Annotated in this window: 21 protein-coding genes and 1 tRNA gene; 8 read left to right on the top strand and 14 right to left on the bottom strand. The window is 43.6% G+C overall.

Annotation, left to right across the window (positions count from 1 at the left end; all coding sequences use genetic code 11):
• Nucleotides 1–787 (bottom strand): ESPR domain-containing protein (locus MJ764_RS10855; RefSeq protein WP_239326946.1); only part of this gene is annotated, 787 nt, incomplete at its 3' end.
• 584 nt (nucleotides 788–1371) lie between these two features.
• Here MJ764_RS10855 and phoB point away from each other — a divergent pair.
• The 3 genes from phoB (at nucleotide 1372) to MJ764_RS10840 (ending at nucleotide 3545) form a co-directional block, all read left to right on the top strand.
• Entirely contained in the window at nucleotides 1372–2064 is a 693-nt protein-coding gene (gene phoB / locus MJ764_RS10850; RefSeq protein ID WP_239326944.1) for a phosphate regulon transcriptional regulator PhoB, read from the top strand.
• A gap of 39 nt (nucleotides 2065–2103) precedes the next feature.
• Nucleotides 2104–3456 (top strand): phosphate regulon sensor histidine kinase PhoR, encoded by a 1353-nt coding sequence (phoR, locus tag MJ764_RS10845; RefSeq protein WP_239326942.1) that lies wholly within the window; start codon nucleotides 2104–2106, stop codon nucleotides 3454–3456.
• A gap of 13 nt (nucleotides 3457–3469) precedes the next feature.
• Nucleotides 3470–3545 (top strand) — tRNA-Lys (locus tag MJ764_RS10840).
• Nucleotides 3546–4248: 703 nt separating this feature from the next.
• Here MJ764_RS10840 and MJ764_RS10835 read toward each other — a convergent pair.
• The 4 genes from MJ764_RS10835 to MJ764_RS11685 all read right to left on the bottom strand — a co-directional run bounded on the left by MJ764_RS10835 (nucleotide 4249) and on the right by MJ764_RS11685 (nucleotide 5692).
• Nucleotides 4249–4884, bottom strand: coding sequence for a YiiX/YebB-like N1pC/P60 family cysteine hydrolase (locus MJ764_RS10835; protein WP_239326940.1), 636 nt, complete (start codon nucleotides 4882–4884; stop codon nucleotides 4249–4251).
• A 36-nt stretch (nucleotides 4885–4920) separates the two neighbouring features.
• A complete protein-coding gene (locus MJ764_RS10830) occupies nucleotides 4921–5328 on the bottom strand; it encodes a DUF4878 domain-containing protein (protein WP_239326938.1) in 408 nt (135 codons plus the stop codon).
• 122 nt (nucleotides 5329–5450) lie between these two features.
• Entirely contained in the window at nucleotides 5451–5585 is a 135-nt protein-coding gene (locus MJ764_RS10825; RefSeq protein WP_420853958.1) for an integrase core domain-containing protein, read from the bottom strand.
• 38 nt (nucleotides 5586–5623) lie between these two features.
• Nucleotides 5624–5692: an integrase core domain-containing protein gene (locus MJ764_RS11685; protein ID WP_420853957.1), complete on the bottom strand. Its 69-nt coding sequence runs from the start codon at nucleotides 5690–5692 to the stop codon at nucleotides 5624–5626.
• Between the two features lie 889 nt (nucleotides 5693–6581).
• On the opposite strand from MJ764_RS11685, the gene MJ764_RS10820 reads away from it, so the two are divergent.
• The gene (locus tag MJ764_RS10820) at nucleotides 6582–9068 is read left to right on the top strand and encodes an autotransporter outer membrane beta-barrel domain-containing protein (protein ID WP_239326936.1); all 2487 of its coding nucleotides are present in this window, start codon (nucleotides 6582–6584) and stop codon (nucleotides 9066–9068) included.
• 46 nt (nucleotides 9069–9114) lie between these two features.
• Here MJ764_RS10820 and pgl read toward each other — a convergent pair whose 3' ends face one another.
• Both pgl and MJ764_RS10810 read right to left on the bottom strand, forming a co-directional pair.
• The gene (gene pgl / locus MJ764_RS10815; protein ID WP_239326934.1) at nucleotides 9115–9810 is read right to left on the bottom strand and encodes a 6-phosphogluconolactonase; all 696 of its coding nucleotides are present in this window, start codon (nucleotides 9808–9810) and stop codon (nucleotides 9115–9117) included.
• Nucleotides 9811–10092: 282 nt separating this feature from the next.
• Nucleotides 10093–13881, bottom strand: a complete 3789-nt coding sequence (locus tag MJ764_RS10810; RefSeq protein WP_239326932.1) for an autotransporter outer membrane beta-barrel domain-containing protein — start codon at nucleotides 13879–13881, stop codon at nucleotides 10093–10095.
• Between the two features lie 759 nt (nucleotides 13882–14640).
• Between MJ764_RS10810 and lysS the strand changes: the two genes are divergently transcribed.
• Entirely contained in the window at nucleotides 14641–16164 is a 1524-nt protein-coding gene (gene lysS / locus MJ764_RS10805) for a lysine--tRNA ligase (RefSeq protein ID WP_239326930.1), read from the top strand.
• Nucleotides 16165–16218: 54 nt separating this feature from the next.
• On the opposite strand, the gene MJ764_RS10800 is transcribed toward lysS, so the two are convergent.
• The gene (locus tag MJ764_RS10800) at nucleotides 16219–16689 is read right to left on the bottom strand and encodes an FxsA family protein (RefSeq protein WP_239326928.1); all 471 of its coding nucleotides are present in this window, start codon (nucleotides 16687–16689) and stop codon (nucleotides 16219–16221) included.
• Nucleotides 16690–17016: 327 nt separating this feature from the next.
• Between MJ764_RS10800 and MJ764_RS10795 the strand changes: the two genes are divergently transcribed.
• The 3 genes from MJ764_RS10795 to MJ764_RS10785 all read left to right on the top strand — a co-directional run bounded on the left by MJ764_RS10795 (nucleotide 17017) and on the right by MJ764_RS10785 (nucleotide 19296).
• A complete protein-coding gene (locus MJ764_RS10795) occupies nucleotides 17017–17637 on the top strand; it encodes a peptidoglycan DD-metalloendopeptidase family protein (RefSeq protein WP_239326926.1) in 621 nt (206 codons plus the stop codon).
• A gap of 107 nt (nucleotides 17638–17744) precedes the next feature.
• Nucleotides 17745–18530 (top strand): 16S rRNA (adenine(1518)-N(6)/adenine(1519)-N(6))-dimethyltransferase RsmA, encoded by a 786-nt coding sequence (rsmA, locus tag MJ764_RS10790; RefSeq protein ID WP_239326924.1) that lies wholly within the window; start codon nucleotides 17745–17747, stop codon nucleotides 18528–18530.
• 37 nt (nucleotides 18531–18567) lie between these two features.
• Entirely contained in the window at nucleotides 18568–19296 is a 729-nt protein-coding gene (locus MJ764_RS10785; RefSeq protein ID WP_239326922.1) for an amino acid ABC transporter ATP-binding protein, read from the top strand.
• Between the two features lie 192 nt (nucleotides 19297–19488).
• Here MJ764_RS10785 and metF read toward each other — a convergent pair whose 3' ends face one another.
• The 6 genes from metF to fmt all read right to left on the bottom strand — a co-directional run bounded on the left by metF (nucleotide 19489) and on the right by fmt (nucleotide 26604).
• On the bottom strand, nucleotides 19489–20322 hold the full coding sequence (gene metF / locus MJ764_RS10780; RefSeq protein WP_239326920.1) for a methylenetetrahydrofolate reductase [NAD(P)H]: 834 nt from the start codon (nucleotides 20320–20322) through the stop codon (nucleotides 19489–19491).
• 156 nt (nucleotides 20323–20478) lie between these two features.
• On the bottom strand, nucleotides 20479–21759 hold the full coding sequence (locus MJ764_RS10775; protein ID WP_239326918.1) for a sigma-54-dependent transcriptional regulator: 1281 nt from the start codon (nucleotides 21757–21759) through the stop codon (nucleotides 20479–20481).
• Nucleotides 21746–23848 carry a sensor histidine kinase gene (locus tag MJ764_RS10770; protein ID WP_239326916.1) on the bottom strand — a complete coding sequence of 701 codons (2103 nt, stop codon included), beginning with the start codon at nucleotides 23846–23848 and terminating at the stop codon, nucleotides 21746–21748. The genes MJ764_RS10775 and MJ764_RS10770 overlap by 14 nt, the downstream gene beginning before the upstream one ends.
• A 5-nt stretch (nucleotides 23849–23853) precedes the next feature.
• A complete protein-coding gene (locus MJ764_RS10765; protein ID WP_239326914.1) occupies nucleotides 23854–24450 on the bottom strand; it encodes a DUF4390 domain-containing protein in 597 nt (198 codons plus the stop codon).
• Nucleotides 24416–25666 carry a 16S rRNA (cytosine(967)-C(5))-methyltransferase RsmB gene (gene rsmB, locus MJ764_RS10760; protein ID WP_239326912.1) on the bottom strand — a complete coding sequence of 417 codons (1251 nt, stop codon included), beginning with the start codon at nucleotides 25664–25666 and terminating at the stop codon, nucleotides 24416–24418. Before rsmB ends, MJ764_RS10765 begins: the two co-directional genes overlap by 35 nt.
• The gene (fmt, locus tag MJ764_RS10755; protein WP_239326910.1) at nucleotides 25663–26604 is read right to left on the bottom strand and encodes a methionyl-tRNA formyltransferase; all 942 of its coding nucleotides are present in this window, start codon (nucleotides 26602–26604) and stop codon (nucleotides 25663–25665) included. The genes rsmB and fmt overlap by 4 nt, the downstream gene beginning before the upstream one ends.
• Between the last annotated feature and the right edge of the window lie 36 nt (nucleotides 26605–26640).

Raw genomic sequence — 26640 nt, 5'->3', positions numbered from 1 at the left:
TGCCGTCGTCGTCAGGCAGTTTGCCGTCGTCGTCAGGTTGTTTGCCGTCGTCGTCAGGTTGTTTGCCGTCGTCGTCAGGTTGTTTGCCGTCGTCGTCAGGCAGTTTGCCGTTGTCGTCAGGCAGTTTGCTGTCGTCATCAGGCAGTTTGCCGTCGTCGTCAGGCAGTTTGCCGTCGTCGTCAGGTTGTTTGCCGTCGTCGTCAGGCAGTTTGCCGTCGTCGTCAGGCAGTTTGCCGTCGTCGTCAGGTTGTTTGCCGTCGTCGTCAGGTTGTTTGCCGTCGTCGTCAGGCAGTTTGCCGTCGTCGTCAGGTTGTTTGCCGTCGTCGTCAGGCAGTTTGCCGTTGTCGTCAGGCAGTTTGCCGTCGTCGTCAGGTTGTTTGCCGTCGTCGTCAGGTTGTTTGCCGTCGTCGTCAGGCAGTTTGCCGTCGTCGTCAGGCAGTTTGCCGTCGTCGTCAGGTTGTTTGCTGTCGTCATCAGGCAGTTTGCCGTCATCAGGCAGTTTGCCGTCGTCACTGTCCTCAGAGCCGTTGTTGGTTTCGTTTATAATGTCATCACCTGCATCTGCAAGAGTAATTATGGCAGCAGGTATGATTTGGTTTTCAAATATTGCAGATGACTCAGTACACGACGAGCATTCAGCATATGCCATATTAGACGATAACATGGCTGCACCGATTGCCACCGCCAATTTTGTCCCAGTAACTTTACCTCGTTTCCGTACTAGTTCTGATGTGACGGTATAAGCCTGTTCTTTTCTATTCCAAATGAGCTTATATATTTTGTTCATAAGGGCGTCTTTGTGATAAATAAGTTTTAAGTAAAATTGTTAAAATAAGTTAATATTAATTTAATAAAATTAACTTAAAAACATACTATATTTTTGTATGTAATTTTGTCAATTTAGTATGTAATCATTAATCAATTCATGTATAAGCATAAAATGCTTATGACATTTTATTTTTAAAACAAATAGTTGTATTTGATTTATTGTGCGCTTTTGAGTTATTTATCTTTGAAAAACAAAATTTTATACTGAAATTTTTATTTGAATTGATTTTTATTTGATGTAAGTCAAAAAAATATCCTAATTAGGGTTGCACTTATAATACAAAATTGAATAATTATTTCAGCTTCTTGGCATAATTAAAATTGGTTATATGTTAATGTACTTGAGGGTTGATTTGTTTATGCTAAAAAATAAGTAGTAGCAGCTTATGAAACAATCAGACTAATGTGAACGTAAAGTACAGTGAGTCATACGGATTACATTTTATGATTATGCCTTTGCTAATATATGGATGATTGGTTTTACTCTTTTAAACCTTTATATTAATCTGTTACAGATTGTTGATCTGGCTTAGGGTAATGATTATGACGATGGTCAATATATTGGTGGTGGAAGATGAGGATGCAATTTCCACTCTGATTCAATTTACTTTAGAGCAAGCCGGTTTTACGGTGCAAAGTATATCCAGTGTAGAAGAGGCATTGCCGCTATTGCAGTCGCAGTTACCAGATGTGATTTTGTTAGACTGGATGTTGCCAGGAGTTTCTGGTTTACAGTTTGTAAAGTATTTGCGTGATACAGATAGGACTCGTGATTTACCGATTATTCTTCTGACGGCACGGGGTGAAGAAATGGACAAGGAACAGGGACTGAATCTAGGCGCCGACGACTATATTACCAAACCTTTTTCCCCACGAGAGTTGATTGCGCGTATTAATGCACTCCTGCGCCGGCGTGCCCCACAAAAAACCAGTACACCACTGTATATCCATGATTTGGAACTGAATCCACAGCAGCAGCGGGTTCAGGTAAACGGACAAATCATCGCTCTGGGACCAAGCGAATTCAAATTATTACATTTTTTTATGACTCATCCCGACCGGATATACACCCGTCGCCAGCTTCTGGATCTGGTGTGGGGTGATCATGTGTTTATTGAGGAACGGACGGTAGATGTTCATATCCGTCGCTTAAGACGCGGGCTTGAAACCGTTGGTTATGATTACCTGATACAGACTGTGCGTGGCAGTGGTTATCGTTTTGCGTGTAATCAGTAATAATAACTAAATTTATATCGGGCCGGAATATGCATCCTTATGTCTGAACTACGCTGTCATCTGTATTTAATACTGGCTACCCTAATAGTGGTCGTTGTGCTGTCACTGCTGATTGGTGGCGTGCAATTAATGCTGGTAGGGCTGTGTTGCCTATCTTTTATATGGCTGGTAGGTTACTGGTATCATTTAATCAAACTGGTACGTTGGCTGGAGCGGCCAAAGCTGCGCAATGTGCCATATGGAGTTGGTATCTGGAACAATATTTTCAATACGCTGATGTTACAGGCTAAAAGTCGCAAAAAGCGCAAACAGAAATTGGGCGTGGCATTACTGCGTTTTAACCGGATTGCCGAGACTATACCGGAAGGTGTACTGATTCTGGGGCTGGATGGACGCATACAGTGGCTGAACCATATGGCTGCCACGCATTTAAACCTGAATCCAGAGCGCGATAGTAATGGCATACTGGCTGAACTGATTGGAAATGCCCAATTTCAGCAATTTCTGAATGAACAGGCGCCGGAGTCAGTGGATATGAAGCTTACTCTTGATAATAGTGGTAGTGGATTACCCCGAATATTAAATATTATTCGCACGCCGTTTGACGAACAGGCAACACTGATTATTACTCAGGATATTACTGCTGCTGAACAGTTAAATGCTACCCGCACTGCCTTTGTGGCCAATGTTTCACATGAACTGAGGACACCATTGACTGTCATCAATGGTTTTCTGGAAACATTGACTGATATGCCGGAACTACCTCAGGAGCAGCGCCAGTCATTTATTGCCCTGATGAGTAAAGAAGGCGCACGTATGCGTAATCTGCTGGCCGATCTGTTGACCTTATCTCGTCTGGAAAACCAAACCGATATCTCTATGCACAGACAGCCAGTATATCTAACTGCTCTGGCAGAACAGGTGGTGCATGAAGCCAGAATTCTGTCAGCGGGTAAACATTCTTTTGTCTGTGAGCTGGCTACAGACATTTGGGTAAATGGTATTCAGCAAGATTTGTATAATGCTTTCAGCAATCTATTGTTTAATGCTGTACGCTATACGCCGCCACAGGGAACTATTGCCATCCAGTTAAGGAGTGAGCAGTGTCAGCATGATTCCTGGCAGGCAATTTTTCAGGTTAGCGATACCGGATCGGGCATTGCTGCTGAACACATTCCGCACCTGACGGAGCGTTTTTATCGGGTGGATTCCGGCCGCTCACGCCAGAGCGGTGGTACTGGGCTTGGTCTGGCGATTGTCAAACATGCACTGGCTGAACATAACGGTAAATTACAGATTGAAAGTGTGGTTGGCAGTGGCAGTACTTTTAGCGCCATATTGCCACAGATGAAAAACGACAAAGGACTTGACAGCATCGCCACTCATGTCTAAAATGCGCGCTCTCGGGTCGTTAGCTCAGTCGGTAGAGCAGCGGACTTTTAATCCGTTGGTCGAGCGTTCGAATCGCTCACGACCCACCATCTTTCTTTCGTATCTTTCAGTGTTTTACGCATCGTATCTACTGTTATTACTTCCTCCTAAGGTTTGTTTACTGTGCCTAAATTGTGACAATTATCTGTCATAATGTTAGCAACCCACATTGTGTACATTACATTAACCTAATACACAATACCCATGGAGAGTCTGTACTATTTTCGGGCATGTTGATTCAATAATCTGAATTCTGCCTAGCCGTAAGGCTATTATAAAAATAAATGGTTTTATTTAAGAATTGATACTATCTATTATACAAACATTTTTAATGCCAATTTAATATTTGTCATAAAATTATTTGATATTGATAGATGCAGTTTTTACTGCATAAAATCTTTATTATTATGACTAGTAATGGGATTGGTGAGGCCGTTGTGTCATCTTTTCGCTGATATTGAATGCCAGCTTATTTTGGTTTCTTGAACTACAGATAGATTGCAATCAATTCAGCAATCGTTATCTGCTAAAAGAGCAAAAATCAATATATAACTACCCCCTAAAATTGTACAGCCCCACTTAACCGCCAATTTCGAGAATTATGTTTTCAACCAGACAAAGATGTGGACATTTTCAGTGTGGTAATTTTTATTATCAAAGTAACCAAATACACTTATTCCAAAAATAGAAGTAATTCAACAGGGCGCATATTTTTATATTAAGCCAATAGGGTTTTTAAACATTTTTCTCAAGTTAAATAATTAAACTATCAAACTGATAAATCACTTTGATATCTGGATAGTCCACAAAAGCCTGAGGAAACAGATATTCACCTTTAAAAAACGGTACAGATATATAGTTCCATTTAGGCTTAAATGATGGATGAAATTGAGCAATTGAATCAGATAATAATGTTGTGCAATACAGGTGCGGTTCATCTTTACTATTTAAGATAAAAGGTTTTCCACGCTGATTCAAAACAAAAGCAGCAATCTGTTGCTTTTCTTGCTGATTCAGAAACATAGGTCGGATTATAGCACCTTTCTGTGCTAACTCCGGACTCAAAAAATGATCCAGCTCGGAAACAATTACCTGATTTGAGGCAGATTCGCCATCATCTGTCGTTGCATGTACAACCAAAATTTTAGGATGTAATTGGACAATCATACCTATATGTGAATACTCACTTTTACCCAGATAGCTGATCCAACGACTGTCATTGATAGTACCCAATCGCACCACCCAATCACCAATCTTCAGTGAAGGCAAATTCTGAAGCTTACCATATTGAGAAGGTCGATGCCGTTCATAAAAAAATGTAACAGCACCACCCACCAGAATGAGAATAATCAGTAAAAAGCAAATAAAATATTTATGATGTTTACACATATATTAAAAAACCTGCTTAGAGCAGGTGTTCATTATTTAAATTTTCAGTTTCCAGCCATCATCTGTTTTAATTAAACGTATATGTTCTTCTTCGGGTTTTTCTGACTTTTTGAAAGTGACAGTTACCGGAACATCAGCAAATTTTTTATCATTATCGTATTGCGGTTCTCCCACAGATATTTCTTTTACACCGCCATTCTTATTGGCAAATTCTTTTCTATGGGCAATTTCAGCTTTAATTTTACCGGATAGCATCTCCGGCAATCCAGCTTCTTTTTTATCGTTCTCACTAAGATAAATCATAGAAATAGCTGTTTCACTGTCGCCAGCATATACCGCTTCAGTATATTTTTTGGCGGCTGCTTCCGGTGTAGAAGCACCACCGCAAGCAGCAAGTGCTAGGGTAATGCATAAGCCTGTCAGTAAATTAAATATTTTTCTCATACTATGAATACCTATGTATGTTAATAAATGATAATTTAGAATAATGTTAACTCTATATTGATAATTAATCAATATAAATGTATGGGAAATACATAATAATATGAATAGTCAGATACCGTCTTCTATGTACATAGCTTATATACATTTTGTTTTAGGGTTTTATATTCAATCAGCATTATGTTATTTAGTGCTTTATGGGGTCTTTCGGTGTTATAAATTGTTAGCCATTCTTTGGTTACTTTCCTTGCTTGTTCCAGATTATAAAAAGATATAAATCCAGTACCTCCGTACGGTACTAACGGTTAAATCGTTCAATATATCCATTCTGGTATGGGTTGTCTGGTTGAATATAATCTATGGTTATGCCATTATTATTACATTGAAAATTCTAAAACGCCGTTGATTGCGGCTGCTGTCATTCATAAAGTCTATTGACCAGCATTCACCTTGTTTATTGGATACTGATAGTTTTCTGTGCTTTGTGGTGGATGTTTTTTACGCTTTATCCTGAGATTAAGCTTTAATTGACAATTCATCCGATAAACACGTTTATGATTTGATTTATAGCCGAGCTTGCTGATGTGCTTAAAACACTTGGGAAAGCCCCAGCTTAAATGCTTGTCGGTGATCGCACTTGGCACCGAAATAGCTATGGAATCATTCTGTAACTTAGGTTGATAATAGTAAGTATTTCGGCTTAAACCAGCAACAGAGCCGCTCATTACAATAGTGACAGGGTGTTTGCCTGTAGTTGCATAACCCTAGCTTTATGTGTCTTAGTGGGCACTAGCGCTTTTTGATGATTTCTTCCTGAAGCTGAGATTTTAAACTTAGCTCAGCAAATATCTGCTTAAGCTTGCGGTTTTCAGCTTCCAGTTCTTTAAAACGTTTGATATCTGATGTTTCTATATCACTGTATTTTTCCAGCTATTTATAAAAAGTTGAATTACTCATGCCATATCTATGGCAAAGTTCTTTGACAGGGCCGGCTTCAGCTTCTTTTGAATAGATACGGTTTGATGTTCGGCCATTTTTTTGATGTTTAAATCCTCTTGTGGATTTATAGAAAGAATTTTCTACTTTAGGGCTGTACTATTTTAGGGGGAGTTGCAATGAGATATTTACATTATTATTCGTAACTTAAATGACAAAAGCATATGTAATTACCAAGCTGTATAGAAATATTTTCATTAACATAAATTAACTAATTATGTTAATATGATGTAGTGTATGTATATTAAGGTTAATTAGTGATGAAATCAGTTTATCCTCCATTGAAACTTAAAGCTTTAATGCTGGTGGTGCTAGGATGTTTGTCGGCTTATAGTATGGCTGATACTATTTGCCCTGCTTTGGATTCGTGTGAAGTTAATCCAGATGTGAATAATGGTAATAAGGTCATTGTTGCATCTGGGAAATATCGAAATGGAATACCCACTGTAGAGGAATTCAAGAGTTTATTCGAGGACGACGATATCCCGGAAAATACTTATATTCGCGGTTTTACAATATTTAATATTTATGATTTGCCCGGTTCTACTGAACCGCCACGGGTGGAGTTTTCTCCGAATACTGAAATCACGGTAGATACATCGTATCTAAATAATGCTGCGTATGGGCCATTCAGGCAGGATGTAGCACATACCGGCGTGAGTTTTCACACAGAGAGAGCAGATGCACAGTTTGTGCTACCTAAAAATGTTCATTTTAGCTTGCAAGGCCAGCCGAAAGAATTTGATTGGGGTATTACCGGAGTAGAGCTTAGTGGCGGCAATCTGAATTCTCAGGCTGATTTTTCTATTACTGCACCTAATTCACTTGCATATTACATTTCACTTGGTGTGGCCGATATTCATGATTCTGTTATAAATTTAAGTAAGAATGCTGATTATTCATCTGCGATCCGCGTCGAAAGTGTGGAGGAAGATCAAGATGCTATAGTTAATATAAATAACATGAAAATACAAGGAAATGGGTATGGGAATGTTGGTATTGATGTAGCAAATCACAATCTGAAAAATCACAGTATTGCCAATGTTACCAATACGGAAATAAATTTTACCAACCCATTCAGCGCTGGTTTTTTTCTGAATAATGGGAGTGCAGTTAATATTGATGGCAGTACCATAAATTCCGGTATTGGTATCATGTTAGCTACTAATCAGGAAGTAGCTGCTCCACACGTCTTTAATATTAAAAATAGCAGTTTGATTGGGCAGGATGCTTTATTGGGTATTAATGACCATCGCACTTATATAGAAGGTGCTGAGGATGATGATGCAATAGGTGATGAAACAGTTGCGGCGCAACAACCACTTACTTTAACTGCAGATAACTCGCAATTGGCTGGGCGCATTTATATTGATCAGAATCCAAAGCTGGCACCAAAAGTAACGTTTAATCTGAAGAATGGTTCTTCCTGGCTGATTAATGGTAATAGTGAGCTGGATGAGCTGAATATTCACGATTCTAGTATTTCTTTTAGTAAAGGTGGTCAATTCAAGACGCTGACGATTCATGGTGATCTGAGCGGTAGTAATGGTTTGTTTAATCTGAATACCAGTCTGGCTGATCGGCAGGCGGATAAGATTGTGATTGAAGGTAAGGTACATGGTGAGCATAAGATCAGTGTATCTGATAGCCGTAAACGACCAAAAACACCGAATGGTCAGGTAACGCTGGTTGAGTCCAAGGGTGGTGGTGATGGTTCGTTCACTATGGTGCAGGATTATGTAGATGCGGGTAAATACCGTTATTTCTTCCATCAGGAAGATGATAATAAATGGGTTTTAAGCAATGATAAGGGCGCAGCGTCTTCTGGTGGCAGTCATCATGGTGCTGATTATGAAATCAGTGATTTTGCCAATTCGCTGATCAGTATGCGTCAGGCCGCCAATCAGTTTGTGTATCAGCTACAGGAACCGCTGAATGCGCGTCTGGCTAGTCTGAAATCGCAGTCTCGGGGTAATAATAATCTGTGGCTGGACAGTAATTATGCTCATGATCATTTTGATAGTACGGGCACCAGCGATGGTTTGGCTACGGCAGGCTTCAAGCAGAAGTCTTATAGTCTGCAATTAGGTTATGATCATGTTCTGCCATTGGGTGATGGTGAGAATAATCAGACGTATCTGGGTGCTTTTGTGGGACAAGGGCATTCAAGTGTGGACTTTAATGGCAATTATAAAGATGGTAATCTGAAGGCGATAACTACTGGTATTTATGTTGGTTGGCAAAATGCCGGTGGTTGGTTCGCAGATGCGGCTTACCGATACAGCCATCTGAAAACGTCTGCCAGTAAGATGGATAATTCTACATGGCATGCGAATAGTCTGAATGCTCAGTTGGGCAAGGATTTCAATCTGGCTGATAAGTGGGTGGTTACGCCGAAGCTCGGGATGACGGTAGGCCGGTTATCTGGTGATGAGTATACCAACAGTACTACTTTTTATCGCAGTAAGCTGGGAGCCGCAGTTAAAACTTCATTTGCTTTGAATAAGGTAAGTTTGAATCCTTATGTCGGTGCATATTGGCTGCATGATAAAAGTGGGCTGGGTCATGCTGTTGTTGATGATGAAAATCTGCGTATTGCCGGTGCTGGTAACAGTGGTTTGTATGAAGCTGGTCTGGGGGTGGATTTTGATCACAATAATCATGCTGACTTTAAGCTTAATTATGCCAATGGTCAGAAAACCGAACAGAAATTCGGGGTTAATCTGAATTACCGTTATTCGTGGTAAGAGGGGATTTGATTTTAGGTATTGCGCCAGCTTTGCTGGCGCATTTTTATTGTGCCAGATAAATCTGTATTTTTGGTTGCTGCTGTAATACAGCTCGGATGGGCATTTGGTCTGTATCGTTGCCAGCTAATGCCTGCTGAAATACCTGTTGCTGTTTTTTTCCTACTAGCTGGAGATATAGATGACGACTATTGAGAATAACCGGCAGGGTTAATGAAATACGTTTATGTGGGGCAGTGAGAGGCTGCATATCAATAACCATTCTGTTGGAATGCATATCCAGTCCTTTGCTGAGGTTTTCTGCATGGGGGAATAGTGATGCTGTGTGGCCATCTTCACCCATTCCTAATACCAGTACGTCTATTGGTAAGGGCAGGGCTTGCTGTAATCGGGTGTGGATTTCATCAATGCTGTCACCGGGAGCGTCGGCTATGGTTTTCAGGCTGATGAAATGTGCATTTTTGGCCTGATTCTGTAATAAATGGGTACGCATTAAACGCTCGTTGCTGTCTTCATGCACTTTGTCTACCCAACGCTCATCTACTAAGGTGATATGGATTTTTTCCCAAGGTAGGGGGGTGCGGCTTAGTATCTGGAGCAGCTCTATAACGGCAGGTCCGCCGGAAAGTGCCAGTGATGCTTGAGAGCGCTGGGCAACTGCTTGTTGTAGGTTATTGCTGATGGCAGTAGCAAGAGCTGTGTTCATTGCGGTGCGTGTTGGGTATTCATGGGGCTGATACATGGTTATTTCCTCTGTTTGTTTCAATGTGTTTTTACGCAGAAGATGGCAAGCTGTAATGATGGGTTGTGTTCGGTATTTTCTGTTTGTGATTTAAAATTTGTTTTGGGGTATTTAAGCTAGTTCAATTATTCTCGGATAGCGGGTTAATATGCTTTTTAACAGGGTAATTGTTGTTAAATAATTCAATATGTTTGATATTTTTGTTGTCCGGGTGAGCAGGTCAAGGTCAAATCCTTGTGAGGGATTTGACCTTGACGATGATGCATCTGGTTATTTGTTTGGTTACCAGTTAACTTTCAATCCTAGAGAACCGCTTAGCGGTGCTTTTATTCGTGCATTACCGCCGTTGGACCAGGTATGGCCGATTTCGCTGTATATTTTTATGCTCTCATTAATATCGTAGGTGGCACCTATGGCCAGTTCTGTGCTGGTATGCGCAGCACCGGAATGCAATGTCGTTGCTGCGATATTGGCGCTGTAGGTGGTTCGATCTGCTCCATCAGGTGAGTAGAATACGTTAACACGGGTATAAGGGTGCAGGGTACCTTTGCCAAGTTGATAGCTGCCTTGCATGCGTCCGCCTAATCTGAACAGCCATGCATTATTATGATTGTGGCTGACGCTGGTGCGGCCGCTGATATTAGTGTCGTTTAAATCTAGCCACTGATGCATTATTTGTACTTGTGGTTCTATTTTCCAGTTGCTGTTGCTAAGGGTAAATGGTTTACCTGTTTCGATTGATGCGGTGAAACCATGGCCTTTCTGGGTGCTATCGTTATTACCATTGGGTTTGATGTCGACATGATGGTGTGCGCCTTGCAGGACGATATCAAGATAGGCACCGTTAGCATAAACATAATTACTATAGGCTCCGAGGAAGTAGGATTTTGATGTGTTTTTGCCTACTTTGCCATATATGCCGCTGGCAAAGCCATCAACATTCATATCACTATAGATATAACCTAAATAACCACCAATCCGCCAGCCTTGATTGTGCCAGATGTCACTACCAAGTTGCACTCCGACATAGTTGCCGGTGGAGTGGACATCAGAAACACCATCTTGCCGAATATCGGTTCGACCAGAAATGATGCGTCCCCAGCTCATGCGTTCATCTGGTGTTGGTGTGGTGCCAATTCTTTGATGCATATTGCTCAGCATGATGATATCAGTTTGCCGGAGTTGGGCAGCAACAGCAGCATACAGAGGGACTTCTTTTCGGTAAGTAGGTTTTAGTTTTGATGAGCTATTACCTTTTTCTGGTTGAGTCGGGTTATTGGGGTTATTGGGGTTATTGGGGTTATTGGGGTTATTGGGGTTATTGGGGTTGTTCGGGTTGTTCGGGTTGTTTGGGTTGTTCGGGTTGTTTGGGTTGTTTGGGTTATTCGGGTTATTCGGGTTATTCGGGTTATTGGGGTTATTGGGGTTATTGGGGTTATTGGGGTTATTGGGGTTATTGGGGTTATTGGGGTTATTGGGGTTATTGGGGTTGTTCGGGTTGTTCGGGTTGTTCGGGTTATTCGGGTTGTTCGGGTTGTTCGGGTTGTTCGGGTTGTTCGGGTTGTTCGGGTTGTTCGGGTTGTTCGGGTTGTTCGGGTTGTTCGGGTTATTCGGGTTATTCGGGTTATTCGGGTTGTTCGGGTTATTCGGGTTGTTCGGGTTATTGGGGTTGTTCGGGTTGTTCGGATCGTCAGGTTTTGCTAGTTGAGAGCGTAAATACCAGTTGCTGTTCTGACCATTAATATTGCCTTTGTATAAATGATATTCGTAAGCACCGGCATCAATATGATCATTTTGCAGATTAAAGGCGTTGTTGGTGCTGTTACCTGTGATATTGATAATTTCAATACCATCGGTGGTGCCGGTATCAGCACCCAGTCCGTTTGTGTTATTCATTTGTACTATGGTTCGACCGGAGGCATTACCATTAATAAACAATTTATCGGTTGCGCTGTTATTATCCTGTGATATGGTATCTAGGGTAATTGTGCCATTGTTGCCGATATAGTTGCCATTGATGGTTAAGTGGTCACCTGCTTGATTATTACTTAAGATTAGATTACCGGAATTTGTGATATTGCCATTTATTACGGCCTGATGTAGGGATGGGATAAGATTTAATGTTGCAGCAGGGTCGATATTAAGGTTGCTGGTATTTAAGTCACCGGTCAGGGTGAGTGTACTTTGTTGTAGGAGGTTGATATTTTCCCAGTTGCGGATGCCTATATTTCCAGTTGTGCCATTGCTGCTAGATGAACCAGTCAGTGACTGGCTGATATTGAGTGTATCAATCATCCCATCACTATCGCTGGTGTCATCGCCACCATCAAGTACGCTAATAGCTGATGTATCTGCTCCGCTATTGATGTTTAAGGTATCGCTGCCATTACCCAGAATAATTGAGCCGCTTACTTTGGCTCCATTGTTGATGGTGACAATGGAGTTGTCATCAGCGTCGCGAATCGCTGTACCTGAGGTGGCATCGACATTGGCGCCGCTATTAAGGGTGATTATTGTGGTAGTTCCGGGGCTGCCGCTGGTATAAATACCTGCGCCCGTGCCGCCAGTGACTTTCCCTGTTACGGTGACGGTGTTGTTTCCATGTGGGGTGCGGTTGAGTACATCAATGCCGTCTAACGCGCCGGTAATGGAACCACTGGTCTGGTTAATGCTGATATCTGTGCCTGTTTGGTTATTTTCTGCGTGGATGCCATATTGGTGCAGGCCTTGTATGGTGCCAGCAGTGGCGATTGAGGTTGAGCCGGTTCCATTATTGATGACGTATATACCGTTTAGGTTGGCGTTGATATTCTTTGCGTTGATGTTTAGGTTGCCTGCTGTATTTAAGTTTTGTGCAAATATACCGGTGCCATTGGCGGCGATAATGTCGTTGCTGACAGTTATGGAGGTAATGCCTGTACCGTTGTTGGTGGTATATATGCCGTTCATTTTGGCGTTTACGTTATCTGTTTTGATAATTAGGTCTTTGGTATTGCTTTTATTCTCAATATGAATGGCATCGCTGTTGGTTGCGGTGATGTTGCCTTTGGCTGTTATTGAGGTGGAACCGCTACCTTCATTAGTTGCATAAATTCCGCTTTGGGAACCCTGTACATTGTGTGTGTTGATGGTTAGATGCTGGCCATGATTGAATGCGTATATGCCGTTTTGATTGGTGGCGGTGATGTTGCCTTCTGCTGTCACTGTTGTTGAACCTGTGCCGAAATTGGCGGCGTAGATACCATTATTTTTGCCGTTAATGGTTTTGGTATTGATGGTTAGATCTGTTGCGGCGGGGTCGTTTTCTGCATAGATGGCATCACTATTGGCGGAGGTGACATCTCCGTTGATGGTGATAGAGGTGACACCGGTACCACTGTTTTTGAGGTAAAGGCCATCTTGATTGGCATTGATTGTTCCGGTTGTGACGGTCAGGTCTGTGGTGTTATTGTTATTTTGTGCATAGATGCCATTGCTGCCGCTGGAGGTGATGTCTGCTGTGGTGATAGAGGTGGCACCGGTACCATAGTTTACAGCATAGATTGCGTTTGTCTGGCTGTTAATGTTTTTGGTGTTGAGGGTGAGGTTTGTGCCGGCGTTGCTCACGGAGATGCCAAAACCATTGGGTGTTGTCATGTCTGCGGTTGTGGTTATTGATATTGCTGCTTTTCCTGAGTTGTTAAGGGAATATATATTTTTTATATTTGTATTTTTTACGGTGACATTCAAATCGCTGGCGCCAGCATTGTTTATGATGGTTAGTGAATTATTTAATGGTTTGTCGCTGGTGGAGATATTGACTGGGTCTGTGTTGTCGTTTGCGATATAGCCATCAAAATTGGTGGTGTTTCCGCTGTATGTGGATGGCGATGAGTTTGTTTCTTTGGTAATACAATTTTTGTTAGATGAATCAGAGCAGTTGGCATATGCTTCGCTGGTAGTGAAAGCGATAATGCCGATAACTGCCATTAGTTGAACCAGTGTTTTTTTTCTGAAATCTGGCTTTGGTGCGGATGCACTAATATATGCTTTTGTTCTGATTCGCCATGTTGGTTGGTAAGTTTTATTCATTTGGGTTTCCTGATTCTGTATGCTGTAGTGGTGCTGCTGAGGAATACTTGCCTGATATAAATCAATGTAAATGTTTATAAAATAAATCTGCTTGTTGTATTCGACTACAAAGCTAGTTATTAGTCAAAATGTAATTTATTGAATTATTTTAAGAAAATTTTATTTTTATTAAACTGGGTTTTGGGGTGTTATTTTTGGTAGGTTTTAATTTTTATATTTGTATATGGTTTTTATTGGGTAATTGCTGGATGTGGTTAGGTTAATTATTACTGTATATAAGCTGAATTGATTTGGTGGAAATGGGGTAATTTAATTTTGATTTATTTTTTTAGTAATTTTTTACTTTCTTGGTAGTGGTATAGACGCTGCTATCTGGTTTGTTTTCTTTCGGATTTGGTAGGTAATGGTTGCTGTGATTGTGTTATTTGAAAGTGAATATATTTGCAGTGGGGTGTTGTAAGTAAGAATATATAACTGGATTTTATTATGTGTTTGTGTGAGATTTAATCGTTAAAAGATATATGGTGTGTGTCAGTTAATTGTTTATTGTGCAGTTTTTGTGGATATGGGTTGATGATGCTGTTTTTTTAACGGTACGTTGTTTGGCTATCAGATAAGAGGCTGGTGCTTTGCGTGTTAAAATGGCTATTTTGGATTAGAATAAGTAGTTATTTTCTGGTTGATTAATGCCACAGTTGGGTTGATGTTTTTGTCTGGTGGTCACAGGAAAGAACTAGATATTATGGTATGGGAATACATATGAGTGAACAGCATAATGCGTCAGTTGGTGGCGCACACGAAGAGCAACTGGATGAAAATCAGATTATGGCAAATCGTCGCGAGAAGTTGACGGCGATTCGGACGCAGGGTATTGCGTTTCCGAATGATTTTAAGCGCGATGCTTTTGCCGGTGATCTGCATGAGCAGTATGAGCAGTTTGATAAAGATGTTCTGGCGGAAAAGGCTATTCCAGTGAAGGTTGCGGGACGTATTATGCTGAAGCGTCATATGGGTAAAGCCAGCTTTGCTACAATTCAGGATATGACCGGGCGTATTCAGCTGTATATTAATAATCAGGGAGTAGGTGAGCAGTTACATGATGCGTTCAAGCACTGGGATCTGGGTGATATTGTTGGTGCTGAAGGTGAGCTGATGAGAACGAATCATGGTGAGCTGACAGTGCGGGTATCCACTCTTCGTCTGCTTACTAAATCGTTACGTCCATTACCGGATAAGTTCCATGGATTGGCTGATCAGGAGCAGAAATACCGTCAGCGTTATGTGGATTTGATTACTAATGAGCAGACGCGGGATACTTTTGTGAAACGCAGCCGGATTATTCAGGCGGTTCGTAATGTGATGGTAAGCGAGCGTTATCTGGAGGTGGAGACGCCGATGATGCACCCTATTCCGGGCGGGGCAACGGCAAAGCCGTTTGTAACGCATCATAATGCGCTGGATATGGATTTATTTTTGCGGGTGGCGCCTGAGCTTTATCTGAAACGGCTGGTTGTGGGGGGGCTGGAGCGGGTATTTGAAATTAACCGCAATTTCCGCAATGAAGGTATGAGCACGCGCCATAATCCGGAATTTACTATGATGGAATTCTATGAAGCCTATGGTGATTACCAGCGGATGATGGATATGACGGAAAAGGTGATTCGTGCGGCAGCCATTGAGGCTACAGGTAGTGCGGTTGTGAGTTATAACGGTAAGGAAGTGGATTTAAGCCAGCCGTTTGCGCGGATGACTATTGTGGAGGCAATTAAGCATTTTAATCCGCAGTATGCTGATGAACATCTGGTAGATGAGGCATGGCTGAAGTCTGAAATTAAAAAACTGGGTGGGGCTTTACCTGTGGCACAGGGACTGGGCAGTTTACAGTTGGCGCTGTTTGAGGAGTGTGCTGAAGCTCAGTTATGGCAGCCGACATTTATTGTCGACTATCCGGTAGAAGTATCGCCGCTGGCACGTGCTTCTGATACTAAACCTGGTTTAACTGAGCGTTTTGAGCTATTTGTGGTAGGGCGTGAACTGGCTAATGGTTATTCGGAGTTAAACGACTCTGAGGATCAGGCGGCACGCTTTAAGGCTCAGGTGGCACAGTTGGATGCTGGTGATGATGAGGCAATGCACTACGATGCGGATTATATTCGTGCCATGGAATATGGTTTACCGCCAACCGGTGGCTGTGGTATTGGTATGGATCGGCTGATAATGTTGTTGACAGATGCACAGACTATACGTGATGTGATTCTGTTTCCGCAGATGCGTTTAGAGTAAGAGGATTATTGAAGAAAAGCCGCCGGATATACTCCGTGCGGCTTTTGGTTTTTATTAATCTGGTTGTTTGGGTGGAAGGTGTTGTTGTCTGTTGGGATGATGGGTTTGTCCGTTGTTGTTTTCTACGGTGAATTCACCTTCGATAATATCGCTTTGGTCTGGTTGTGGTGTGTTGGAAAAAGGATTGTTGCTGGCGTTGGCTAAAGGCTTACCGCTGATAGGCAGTAGTAGCAGGGCGGCAAATATATCAGATACAAATCCGGGGCTGATAAGCATGATAGCGGCCAGTACATAACGGAGAGGCCATAATAACTGGTAGAGCGATACGTTGCTGCCGGTACGAAGGGTAGCTACGGCGAGAAATAAGCCGGATAGGCCGATATTGCGTAGCATAAACACGCCACAGGCAATAGACAATATGATGAGAAGCAGTGTCCAGCCACCGCCAATTAGGTTGCTAACCAGAATAATGGAAATCACTTCCAGTGCCGCCAGTATTATTAATGCCCAACCCATATATCGCATGTGAGTTTCCCTTTTTAGCTATAACAGTTTTTATAGATGGTTGCAGGATTGGGGAATTCAATATGTCAGGTTACAAAATGGCTATCTGTATCTGTTGGTGGATTGATCTGTTGGCTGGCGGATGTGAGGGAAAAGCTATGTTAATATTGACCATAGGGTAACTAAACCTATTGTGCTTGTACGGATTATTGTTGGGGTTGAGATAGATTAATGAGACAGGTATGGAAGCTGTACGGGATGTTGTGGCAGTTTGGTCTATGTTTAATAGCATGTATGGGATTGTTACTGGGCGGATGTCAGAGTAATACTGCAGCTAAGGCACCGGTAATGAGTGGTAGTGCCCAAAATGGTTTTTATCGTGTGCAGCGTGGGGATACTTTATATCGGATTGGTTTACGTTTTAATCAGAATGTAAATACGCTGGTGCGCTGGAATAATCTGGCTAATGCTAATGCAATTGAGGTGGGGCAGCTGATTCGTGTGCGCAAGCCGGCAGTGGTATCTGGTCGGTCTGCTGGTGTAAAACCGCCGTCTGGCCGTGTGGCAGGTCAGTCTGAAGCGGTGACTACCAGTACAGCAGCTCCTGATATCCGTTTGCAATGGCCGGTACGCGGGAAAGTGATTAGTACGTTTAATGGCCAGACGCAAAAGGGTATTGATATTGCTGGTAGCCGCGGTACACCGGTTAAGGCCGCAGCTGCGGGTACGGTGCAGTATGCTGGTGATGAGTTGCGTGGATATGGTAGGCTGGTGCTGATTAAACACAGTAATAGTACGATGACAGCTTATGCATATAATGACTCGCTTATAGTACGTAATGGGCAGAGTGTGCAGGCGGGGCAGACGATTGCGACGATGGGCGACAGTGGTACTACTGGGGTAAAACTGCATTTTGAGGTCAGGGTGAATAGTCGGGCGGTTAATCCGTTGCGTTATCTGTCTAATTAAATACTGGCTGGTATTGGTGGCTTTTGCCAATGAGCGTGTGCCGGTTAAACCGGTAAGTTGATGGTAATGGTTTTATTTTATAATAGGGCAAATTTGAAGGAAGTGATATGAAAGAACATCGTGCCCGTAAACGCTTTGGCCAGAATTTCCTGCAGGATAAAAGTATTATTCAGGATATTGTGCGTGCGGTACGTCCACAGTCTGCGGATACTGTGATTGAAATTGGTCCGGGACTGGCAGCTATTACGACTCCTCTGGTGGCGGCTGTTGATAAGTTGCATGTGATTGAAATTGATCGTGATATTGTGGCGCGTTTGCGTACTTTGCCATTTGCATCAAAGCTGGTTATTCATGAAGGTGATGTGTTGCAGTTTGATTTTGCCAGTGTGCCGGGTCGAAAAAAAATTGTGGGTAATTTACCTTATAATATTTCTACGCCGTTGTTATTTCGCTTTGGTCAGTATGCTGATGAAATTGTTGATATGCACTTTATGCTGCAAAAAGAAGTGGTTGAACGCATGGTGGCAGGTGCGGGTAGTAATGATTATGGCCGTTTGAGTGTGATGTTGCAGTATTTTTTTGAGATGGAAAATTTACTTGATGTGCCACCACAGGCATTTACTCCTGCGCCGAAGGTAGATTCAGCGGTGGTAAGGATGATTCCACAGCGGGGTCGTATTGGAATTGCGCAGGATTTTAATCATTTTGCTGCTTTGGTTAAACAGGCTTTTCAGCAGCGCCGTAAAACTATTCATAATAATCTGAAGGAATGGGTAGATGATGCAGCATTAATGGCCGTGGAGATTGATCCGGGCTGCCGGCCAGAGAGGATTACGCCAGAGCTTTATGTGGCATTAAGTAATTATTTGTTGCAAAATGGCGCGTCTGTCTGAGTGGTTGATTCAGATGGTTTCAGGATGTGGGGAATGCATGATTGAATTTAAGAATGTCCATAAGTGGTTTAAGGACTTACATGTTATTAATGGTGTGAATCTGACTGTCAGCCAGGGGGAAGTGGTGGTTGTATGCGGGCCGTCTGGCAGTGGTAAATCTACGCTGATTCGTACTGTAAATCAGCTGGAAAAAATTCAGCAGGGTGAAATTTGGGTGGATGGGATTAATGTTGCCGATCTGAAAGCAGATTTAAATCGGGTGCGCACTGAAGTTGGTTTTGTGTTCCAGCATTTCAATCTGTATCCACATCTGACGGTTCTGGAAAATATTATTCTGTCACCGATGAAGGTGAAAAAACAAAGCCGCGCAGAGGCTGAAGCCAAGGCACAGGAGCTTCTGGCTAAGGTGGGACTTGCGCATAAATGTGATGCTTTCCCACAGCAATTATCCGGTGGGCAGCAACAGCGGGTAGCGATTGCACGTGGTCTGGCTATGGAACCACGGGTGATGCTGTTTGATGAACCTACTTCTGCCTTAGACCCTGAGATGATTGGCGAAGTGCTAAAGGTAATGAAAGATTTGGCGCTCAGTGGTATGACGATGATGGTGGTAACGCATGAGATGGGGTTTGCCCGTGAAGTTGCAGATCGGGTGGTCTTTATTGATCATGGAGAAATTGTTGAAGAAGCGGCGCCAGAAGAGTTTTTCCAGCGGCCGCAGCATGAGCGTGCCCGACAGTTTTTGAATCAGTTGTTAACGCATTAGTATTATCTGTTGTGTTGTAACTGGCTGGAAACAGGTGGGTACCAGACTGAGTGTCACAGATTATCTATATAGCCCCGAGTCATTAATTTGATAGGGGGCTTTTATTTTTATGGTGTTATATAAGAAATTAATTGAGGCGAACAACCATTAAGTTGAACAGTTTTATGTGCGGTATTTTAGTATCTATCTAAATCAGTAACCTAAGCGCTGGCAGATGGTGGAGACCAATCCGGCCTGATTGAGGGTATAAAAATGTAAACTGGGTGCACCCTGTTGCAATAAGTGATCGCACATTTCGGTCACTACATCTAGCCCCAGTGCTTTAATTGATGCAGTGTCGTCAGCGTAGGACTGAAGTTTCAGACGTAACCAACGTGGAATTTCTGCACCACAAGTTTCGGAAAAGCGTGCCAGCTTGGAGAAGCTGGCAATGGGCATGATGCCGGGAATAATGGGAATATTCACTCCACGGCTCTGCACTTCATCTACAAACCAGAAATAGCTGTCTGTATTGAAAAAGTATTGGGTAATAGCAGAGTTCGCACCAGCCTGACATTTGCGCACAAAGTGATTGATATCGTCTTCGGCGCTGCGGGATTGCGGATGGAATTCGGGATAAGCAGCGACTTCTATATGAAACCAGTCACCAAATTCCTGACGGATAAGTCCAACTAGTTCATTGGCATAGCGTAAGCCCTGATGTCCGAAGCCTACGCCTGAGGGAACGTCGCCACGTAAAGCCACGATATGGTGAATACCCATGTCTTTATAGGTTTGAAGCAGGCTTGTCATTTCTGCGCGGCTGGCACCTATACAAGCCAGATGAGGTGCGGCAGCCACACCATCATTCATGATATCGGTAATGGTTTGCAGCGTACCGGCGCGGGTAGTACCGCCTGCGCCGTAAGTACATGAAAAATATTCAGGTTGATATTGACTTAGTTGCTTGCGGGTAATAGCAAGTTTACGCCGTCCTTCTTCAGTACGTGGCGGAAAAAATTCAAAGCTCAGCGGGGTGAAACTCATGATTGAACAGCCTCTCCAGTAGTTATGGTTAGATATCTAACCATAACGTTTCAGGCATGCTCAATCAATGTTTTATTGCGTATTTTCTTTGAAAAATCCGTCATTTGTTATGAATAAAATTAATAATCAGTTTTTGGCATTTTTTACTTGTACCAATCAGCAGGACTTATTTTCAGTCTGGCGGCGTGAAAATTGGATACCAAGCTGTTTTAATTTGCGATAAAGATGGGTACGCTCTAGGCCTACTTTCTGGGCTACTTTACTCATGTTATGACCTTCCTGAGCAATATGGTATTCGAAATAGCGTCTTTCCAGATCTTCACGTAATTCACGTAGTGGCAGATCAAAATTAAAACCAGTCATGCTTTCATGGGGGTGATTATATTTGAACTGATTCAGAATGGTACTGATGGCGTTAACGTCGATTTCGTTATGCTCTGCTGTTAGCATCAGGCTTTTGACAACACTGCGTAGCTGTTCCAGATTACCCGGCCAGTCATACTGGCGCAGTTCATTCAGAGCCGCTGTGGTAAATTTTACTGGCGGAATTTTCTGACTTTCTGCCAGTTCGGTCGTAATTTGTTCTACCAAAAATACCATGTCATCTAGTTGCGAGCGTAATGGTGGAATGGCAACAATTAGTGATGAAAGGGTATTAAGCAGTTTGTTATCCTGCAGGGGGTCGGTAATCATTTCCTTGATTGGCCGGCTACAAACACAGATGATTCGTACATTGTAGCGATCTGCTTTGGTCAGGATAAAGCTGATGCTTTGCTGGGTGCTTTTGCCATATTGGGCAATATCACCCAGATAGAGTATGCCGCCGGAGGCTTTCTGCAATAATTCAATGGGTGCGTCAACTATCTGTTCTACTTTTGATGGTTCTACCCAAGGGGTTGCGTTTTTATGAAATGAACGTGCAACCAGTTCAAAAGGTGAACCTAGTTCCCCAGTTAGCAGTACGGGGGTGCTGAACTTGGCTATGCGTTCCAGATGCTGATGCAGCTCTTTGATAGCAGGACTATGCCCGAGTTTGTCTAATGACAAGTTGGAAGCAGCCTGCATCTGTCCATATTTCAGGGCACGATCCACTGTGCTGAGCAATTTTTGCAGGGAAATGGGTTTTTCCAGAAAGTCCAGTGCACCGATTTTGGTTGCTTCTATCGCTGTATCAATGCTGGCGTGGCCACTCATCATCACCACTGGCATGGTTAACTGACCGGATTTTGCCCATTCCTTCAGTAAGGTAATGCCATCACAATCTGGCATCCAGATATCCAGTAATACCATGGCAGGACGGGTTTGCTGACGCAGTTGGCGGGCAGTATCGGCATTTTCGGCCGTGGTGACGGTATAACCTTCGTCTTGTAGGATCTCCGATAATAAGTCGCGGATACCTACTTCATCGTCAACAATTAAAATATCACTGCTTCGCATTTCTATTCACCTGTAAGGGTAAGGTTATTTTGACACAAGCCAGTCCGTTTTTCTGATTACTGATTTGGATCCGCCCGCCGTGTTCTTCAATGATTTTTTTGACTACTGGTAATCCCAGTCCGGTACCACCGGGTTTGTCTGTTACATAAGGGTCAAATGCATGTAATAACATCTCCTGACTGAAGGTTTTGCCATTATTGCTTACGTAGATAATGATGTGTTCGTTATTTAGCTCGGTTAGTATGCTGACTTCGGGTGAGGTATCAGCCGTAGCTGCTTCCACTGCATTTTTTAGCAGATTATGAATAACCTGACGTAATGCTCCGCTGTCGGCATTAACATTCATTGCTATCTTACTCAAATTAACCGCAAATGTACAATTACTACCTTCGTAAAGTACCAAAACCTCGCGTATTAATTCATTTAAATCAAGATTTGTGAACTTTAATGCTGGAGAGCGGGAATAATTGCGGAATGCTTCAACCATATCTTTCATCGCTGCTACCTGTCGAATAATGGTATTGGTGGCACGGTTGAGAATCTGGGCATCCGCTTCGCTGAGTTTGTCACTGAGTTTCCACGCCAGCCGTTCGGCAGATAATTGGATAGGTGTCAGTGGATTGCGGATTTCATGTGCCAGCCGTTGCGCAACCTCGCCCCAGGCCGCTTCTTTTTGTGCGCTTACCAGAGCAGTGACATCATCAAATACCAGTATAGTGCCACCGCCACTGTCTTTGGGTAGTGGTGTGGCCTTGCCAAGCAGTATTAGGGTTTCATCTTTGTGATTATAAGTGATTTGTGCTGGTTTGTTCTGGTGTTCTGTAGCCAGAATCTGCTGGAATACATCTGCCAGCATCGCTGCCCGTGGACTTTGTTCGGCCAACTGGTTTATGTTCTCCCCAAGAATTGAGTTCAGACTTTGCCCGAGAATGTTTTCTGCCATCTGGTTAAAAGTAATCAGGCAATTTTCTGGATTAAGAGTAACTACGCCGGTAGTCAGGCTGTTGAGAATATATTCCAGGTAATGTCTGGCTGCTTCCTGCTGTTCTCGTGAATGGCGCAGCTGGACTGTCATGTGATTAAACAGATCAGTCAGTTTACCCAGTTCGTCATTGCGGTGAATGGTTTGCTGGACATCCAGATCACCTTTGGCCACTGCCCGTGCGCCATCTGCCAGTGACAGAATAGGTGCAACAAACTGGCGGGCAAAATACAGGGCTACCAGTAAGGCTAAAACAATTGCCAGCAGGGTGGCCATCAACAGGGTGGCCAGAAAAAAGGTTTGTAAACTTTTTTTGGTAAAGCTCAGTTCGCCATATTTGGCGCGGGCAGCTTCAATCAGTGTGGCATCCTGTGCAACTTTGGGCGGAATGGGCTGACGGAAAAACAGGGCATTGTCATTGTTATGACCCGGTAAAATCAGCCAGCCCTGAGCATAAAGAATGTTATTGATGCTTTCAATTTCACGTACTGAACCTGTGGTGTGTAACTGGTATATCTGATTTTTATTAAGTTCAGGTGTGGAAAGATGCAGTGGATTATATTCGGCAACAAGCTGATTGCTGCGGAGATTGCGGATATTTAACTGGCTGAACTGTTTGCTTTTGCCATTACTTTCGAGAACCGGTAAGAGTGGTTCTTCCATACCACTAGCGGCAATCAGGGCGATCTGGATATTGGCTGCCCGGCGGACACTGTTGTCTAGTTCATAATCCAGCGCGGATTTACTCAGGCTGATACTGCGGTTGAGTGCTTCTTCAGTATCGTTACCAAACCATGAGTGAATACTGTGTGAAATAAACTGTGCAGATACCCCAAACAGGAACAGACCAGGTAATACGGCCACCAGTGTAAACATAGAGGCCAGACGCATGGCAATTTTGGAACCGAATTCATGCCGGTGCCGGCTCTGTAATAGTTTCCACCAGTAAGAACCGGCCATTAATGCCAGTGTAAGCACTAATAGTGAAGCAAAGCCAAACGCAAACCAGAAATATTGCGATAAAACACTGGTATTGCCAGTGGCGACGGCCAGAACATACAGGGTTACTACGCAGAGCACTGCCATGACCAGTATTAGCCGTCTCATTATGATTAATCCACGTTGATAATAAGACGATGCCAGCCAGAATCTAGCTGCCAGCTATGAGAGGTTAGTGCATTGATTTGAAATGGTTTTGGTAGCTGGCTGATGCTTAGGCTCAGGCGTACATCAGCACGGACTTCTCCTGCTGATACACCACTGAGTGTACCGCTGCTGAGTACACGCCAATTGGCAGCTGCGCCAATGGCTCTAAGTGCGGTATCAAGGCTGTTGTATTCTGTAGAAAAGGTCGACCCCATACTAACACGATAGCGATTGGTAAGTGGGTGATAGGCCAGCTTGTACTGAATAAGATTATCACCCGCAATGAGGTTGTTAATCCGGTTGCGGTAGGAAGCAAGGGTAGGGGAGGTAAGCTGATAGTTCAGGTCAAAATTTAATGGTACACCCTGTGTCAGTGCCTGTTTTAGCTGATCGGGTAGCTGGGTGTTAAAACGTGTATTGATGGAAAGCTGGCCATTGCTGGTAATGTAAGCCTGCGCACGCGTAGTGATGATGCCCTCTGCCTTTACTACAGTGGTGCTCAGGCAGAGGAGACAGGCAAAAAATAGACTAGATTTTATCGATAAGCGCGTAAAAAAAGCCATCTTGTTTGCTGTCCGGTAACAATACACGTGATTGACGCTGGCGGGCATCCGCATGTCGGGTTAAAAAATGGGTTAGCTGTTGCTGATTTTCTTCCATAAAAATCGAACAGGTGGCCAAAAGCAGACGACCGCCTGATTTTAATGTTTGCCACAGACTGTCCAGTAATGCTTCCTGCTGTAACGCAGTTTTCCGGCTATCCTGTGGCTGGCGTAGCCATTTGATGTCTGGATGACGTTTTACTACACCTGAAGCTGTGCATGGTACATCAGCCAGAATGGCATCAAAAGTGTTGTTATCATACCATGAGTGCAGCTCTTTTGCGTCAGCACAATGCAAGTGTGCCTGTTGCTGCAAGCGTTGCAGGTTGTCCTGTACACGCTTTAGACGCAACGGATCAATATCCAACGCGGTGACATCACAGTCTGCCCATTCGAGTATGTGGCCGGTTTTGCCACCGGGAGCAGCACAGGCATCAAGAATACGCTCACCATTTTGCGGATTAAGCATGGGAATAGCCTGCTGGGCACCGAAGTCTTGGACAGACACGTGGCCGGCTGCAAAGTCTGGCAGCTTCTGTACAGCTACTGCCTGCTGTAGCATGATGCTATGAGTATCCAGAATTCTGGCCGGAATGCCTGCAGCCGTTAGTTTCGCCAGATATTGTTGAGCATCCGTATGACGACGGTTGACCCGCAATGTCATGGGCGGATGTTGCGTCATGGCTGTGACCATGTTGTGCCAGTGCTGGGGATAATGCTTTTTCAGGTAATTTAACCACCATGCAGGCAGGTTGTAACGCGCTTCATCCTGTTTGAGTGCGCTGGCCAATAAGGTTTCGCGTTCACGCAAAAAGCGCCGTAACAAAGCATTAACCAGCTTCTGGTAACGGCCTCCGTGCAGCTGGCGGGCATGATTAACGGCTTCATTAACCACGGCATGGGCTGCATTGCGGGTAAAGTGCAGTTGATATAAAGCAATGACGAGAAGGTAGCCAATTTCTGCTGGCGGTAATGTTTTCGTCATTTGTTGCACAAGTTGTTGCAGCAGGCCTAAATGACGCAGGCTACCATGACTGAGATCCTGTAAGGCACCTTTATCCGCAGCCGACAGTTCTGGATGCTGCATTACCTGAACCAGAACATCGCTGAGATTATGTCCGTTTAATACTTCACCGATGGCGTGAGCCGCCAGTTGCTGGGCACGCGCCATGCTCATGTATTGGTCTCCACTGATGCCAGTACAGTACCTTGTTGTAAAGTATTACCCGCCTGAAAGGCGGCAACAGGCATGACCTTGCTGCCAGCTTTCTGGATTTCCTCAATACTGATGGCGCCACAGCCACAGGCAATAATCAGCTCGTGCTCGTTACTGTGTAATACTGTGCCTGGTGCCCCAGTATGCGAAGTGACTTGTGCCCGCCAGATTTTAAGTGGTTTGTCCTGCCAAACAGTCCATGCGCCTGGTACTGGATTAAAGGCACGAATTTTGCGGGCTATTTCCGTGGCGGGACGTGTCCAGTTGATTTGTGCTTCAGCTTTGCTTAATTTACGAGCATAGGTTATGCCAGTTTCACTTTGTGCCGTGGGTTGTAACCGAGTAATTTGTTGTAAATCTGCAACAATTGCATTCGCACCCAGATGCATCAGCGCATCGTGTACTTCAGCAGCCGTATCATCAGAATCAATGGTGTAAATATGCCGACTGATTACTGCACCAGTATCCAGACCAGCATCCATTTGCATAATACATACACCGGTTTCTTGATCACCAGCTTCAATGGCGCGCTGTATTGGTGCTGCGCCACGCCAGCGTGGCAGTAGTGACGCATGAATATTTAGACAGCCATATCTGGGAATATCCAGCACTGCTTGCGGTAATAGTAATCCATAAGCAGCCACCACCATTACATCTGCATTCTGCTCTTGTAATACTGCCTGCGCTTCAGCCGTTTTCAGTGTGCTTGGCTGAATTACGGTAAGACCATGTGCCAGTGCAGCTTTTTTGACTGCGCTAGGCTGTAACTTTAATCCACGACCGCAGGGGCGGTCTGGCTGGGTTAATACCAGCGGTACATCAAAACCGGCAGCAACAATAGCATTAAGTGCTGCCGCGGCAAAATCAGGCGTTCCAGCAAAAATAACAGAAGGCTTCATGCAATAAATCCACAAAAGACACCATCACTATCATTT

It is taken from the genome of Snodgrassella gandavensis, assembly GCF_914768025.1.
In the GTDB taxonomy this organism is placed as follows: Bacteria; Pseudomonadota; Gammaproteobacteria; order Burkholderiales; family Neisseriaceae; genus Snodgrassella; species Snodgrassella gandavensis.
This window is presented reverse-complemented; position numbering and strand designations above follow the sequence as displayed.

Bases quoted from the DNA above. Each gene is read 5' to 3' on its own strand.
- phoB (WP_239326944.1), top strand. From the start codon at position 1,372: ATGACGATGGTCAATATATTGGTGGTGGAAGATGAGGATGCAATTTCC.
- phoR (WP_239326942.1), top strand. From the start codon at position 2,104: ATGTCTGAACTACGCTGTCATCTGTATTTAATACTGGCTACCCTAATA.
- MJ764_RS10835 (WP_239326940.1), bottom strand. From the start codon at position 4,884: ATGTGTAAACATCATAAATATTTTATTTGCTTTTTACTGATTATTCTC.
- MJ764_RS10830 (WP_239326938.1), bottom strand. From the start codon at position 5,328: ATGAGAAAAATATTTAATTTACTGACAGGCTTATGCATTACCCTAGCA.
- MJ764_RS10820 (WP_239326936.1), top strand. From the start codon at position 6,582: ATGAAATCAGTTTATCCTCCATTGAAACTTAAAGCTTTAATGCTGGTG.
- pgl (WP_239326934.1), bottom strand. From the start codon at position 9,810: ATGTATCAGCCCCATGAATACCCAACACGCACCGCAATGAACACAGCT.
- MJ764_RS10810 (WP_239326932.1), bottom strand. From the start codon at position 13,881: ATGAATAAAACTTACCAACCAACATGGCGAATCAGAACAAAAGCATAT.
- lysS (WP_239326930.1), top strand. From the start codon at position 14,641: ATGAGTGAACAGCATAATGCGTCAGTTGGTGGCGCACACGAAGAGCAA.
- MJ764_RS10800 (WP_239326928.1), bottom strand. From the start codon at position 16,689: ATGCGATATATGGGTTGGGCATTAATAATACTGGCGGCACTGGAAGTG.
- MJ764_RS10795 (WP_239326926.1), top strand. From the start codon at position 17,017: ATGAGTGGTAGTGCCCAAAATGGTTTTTATCGTGTGCAGCGTGGGGAT.
- rsmA (WP_239326924.1), top strand. From the start codon at position 17,745: ATGAAAGAACATCGTGCCCGTAAACGCTTTGGCCAGAATTTCCTGCAG.
- MJ764_RS10785 (WP_239326922.1), top strand. From the start codon at position 18,568: ATGATTGAATTTAAGAATGTCCATAAGTGGTTTAAGGACTTACATGTT.
- metF (WP_239326920.1), bottom strand. From the start codon at position 20,322: ATGAGTTTCACCCCGCTGAGCTTTGAATTTTTTCCGCCACGTACTGAA.
- MJ764_RS10775 (WP_239326918.1), bottom strand. From the start codon at position 21,759: ATGCGAAGCAGTGATATTTTAATTGTTGACGATGAAGTAGGTATCCGC.
- MJ764_RS10770 (WP_239326916.1), bottom strand. From the start codon at position 23,848: ATGAGACGGCTAATACTGGTCATGGCAGTGCTCTGCGTAGTAACCCTG.
- MJ764_RS10765 (WP_239326914.1), bottom strand. From the start codon at position 24,450: ATGGCTTTTTTTACGCGCTTATCGATAAAATCTAGTCTATTTTTTGCC.
- rsmB (WP_239326912.1), bottom strand. From the start codon at position 25,666: ATGAGCATGGCGCGTGCCCAGCAACTGGCGGCTCACGCCATCGGTGAA.
- fmt (WP_239326910.1), bottom strand. From the start codon at position 26,604: ATGAAGCCTTCTGTTATTTTTGCTGGAACGCCTGATTTTGCCGCGGCA.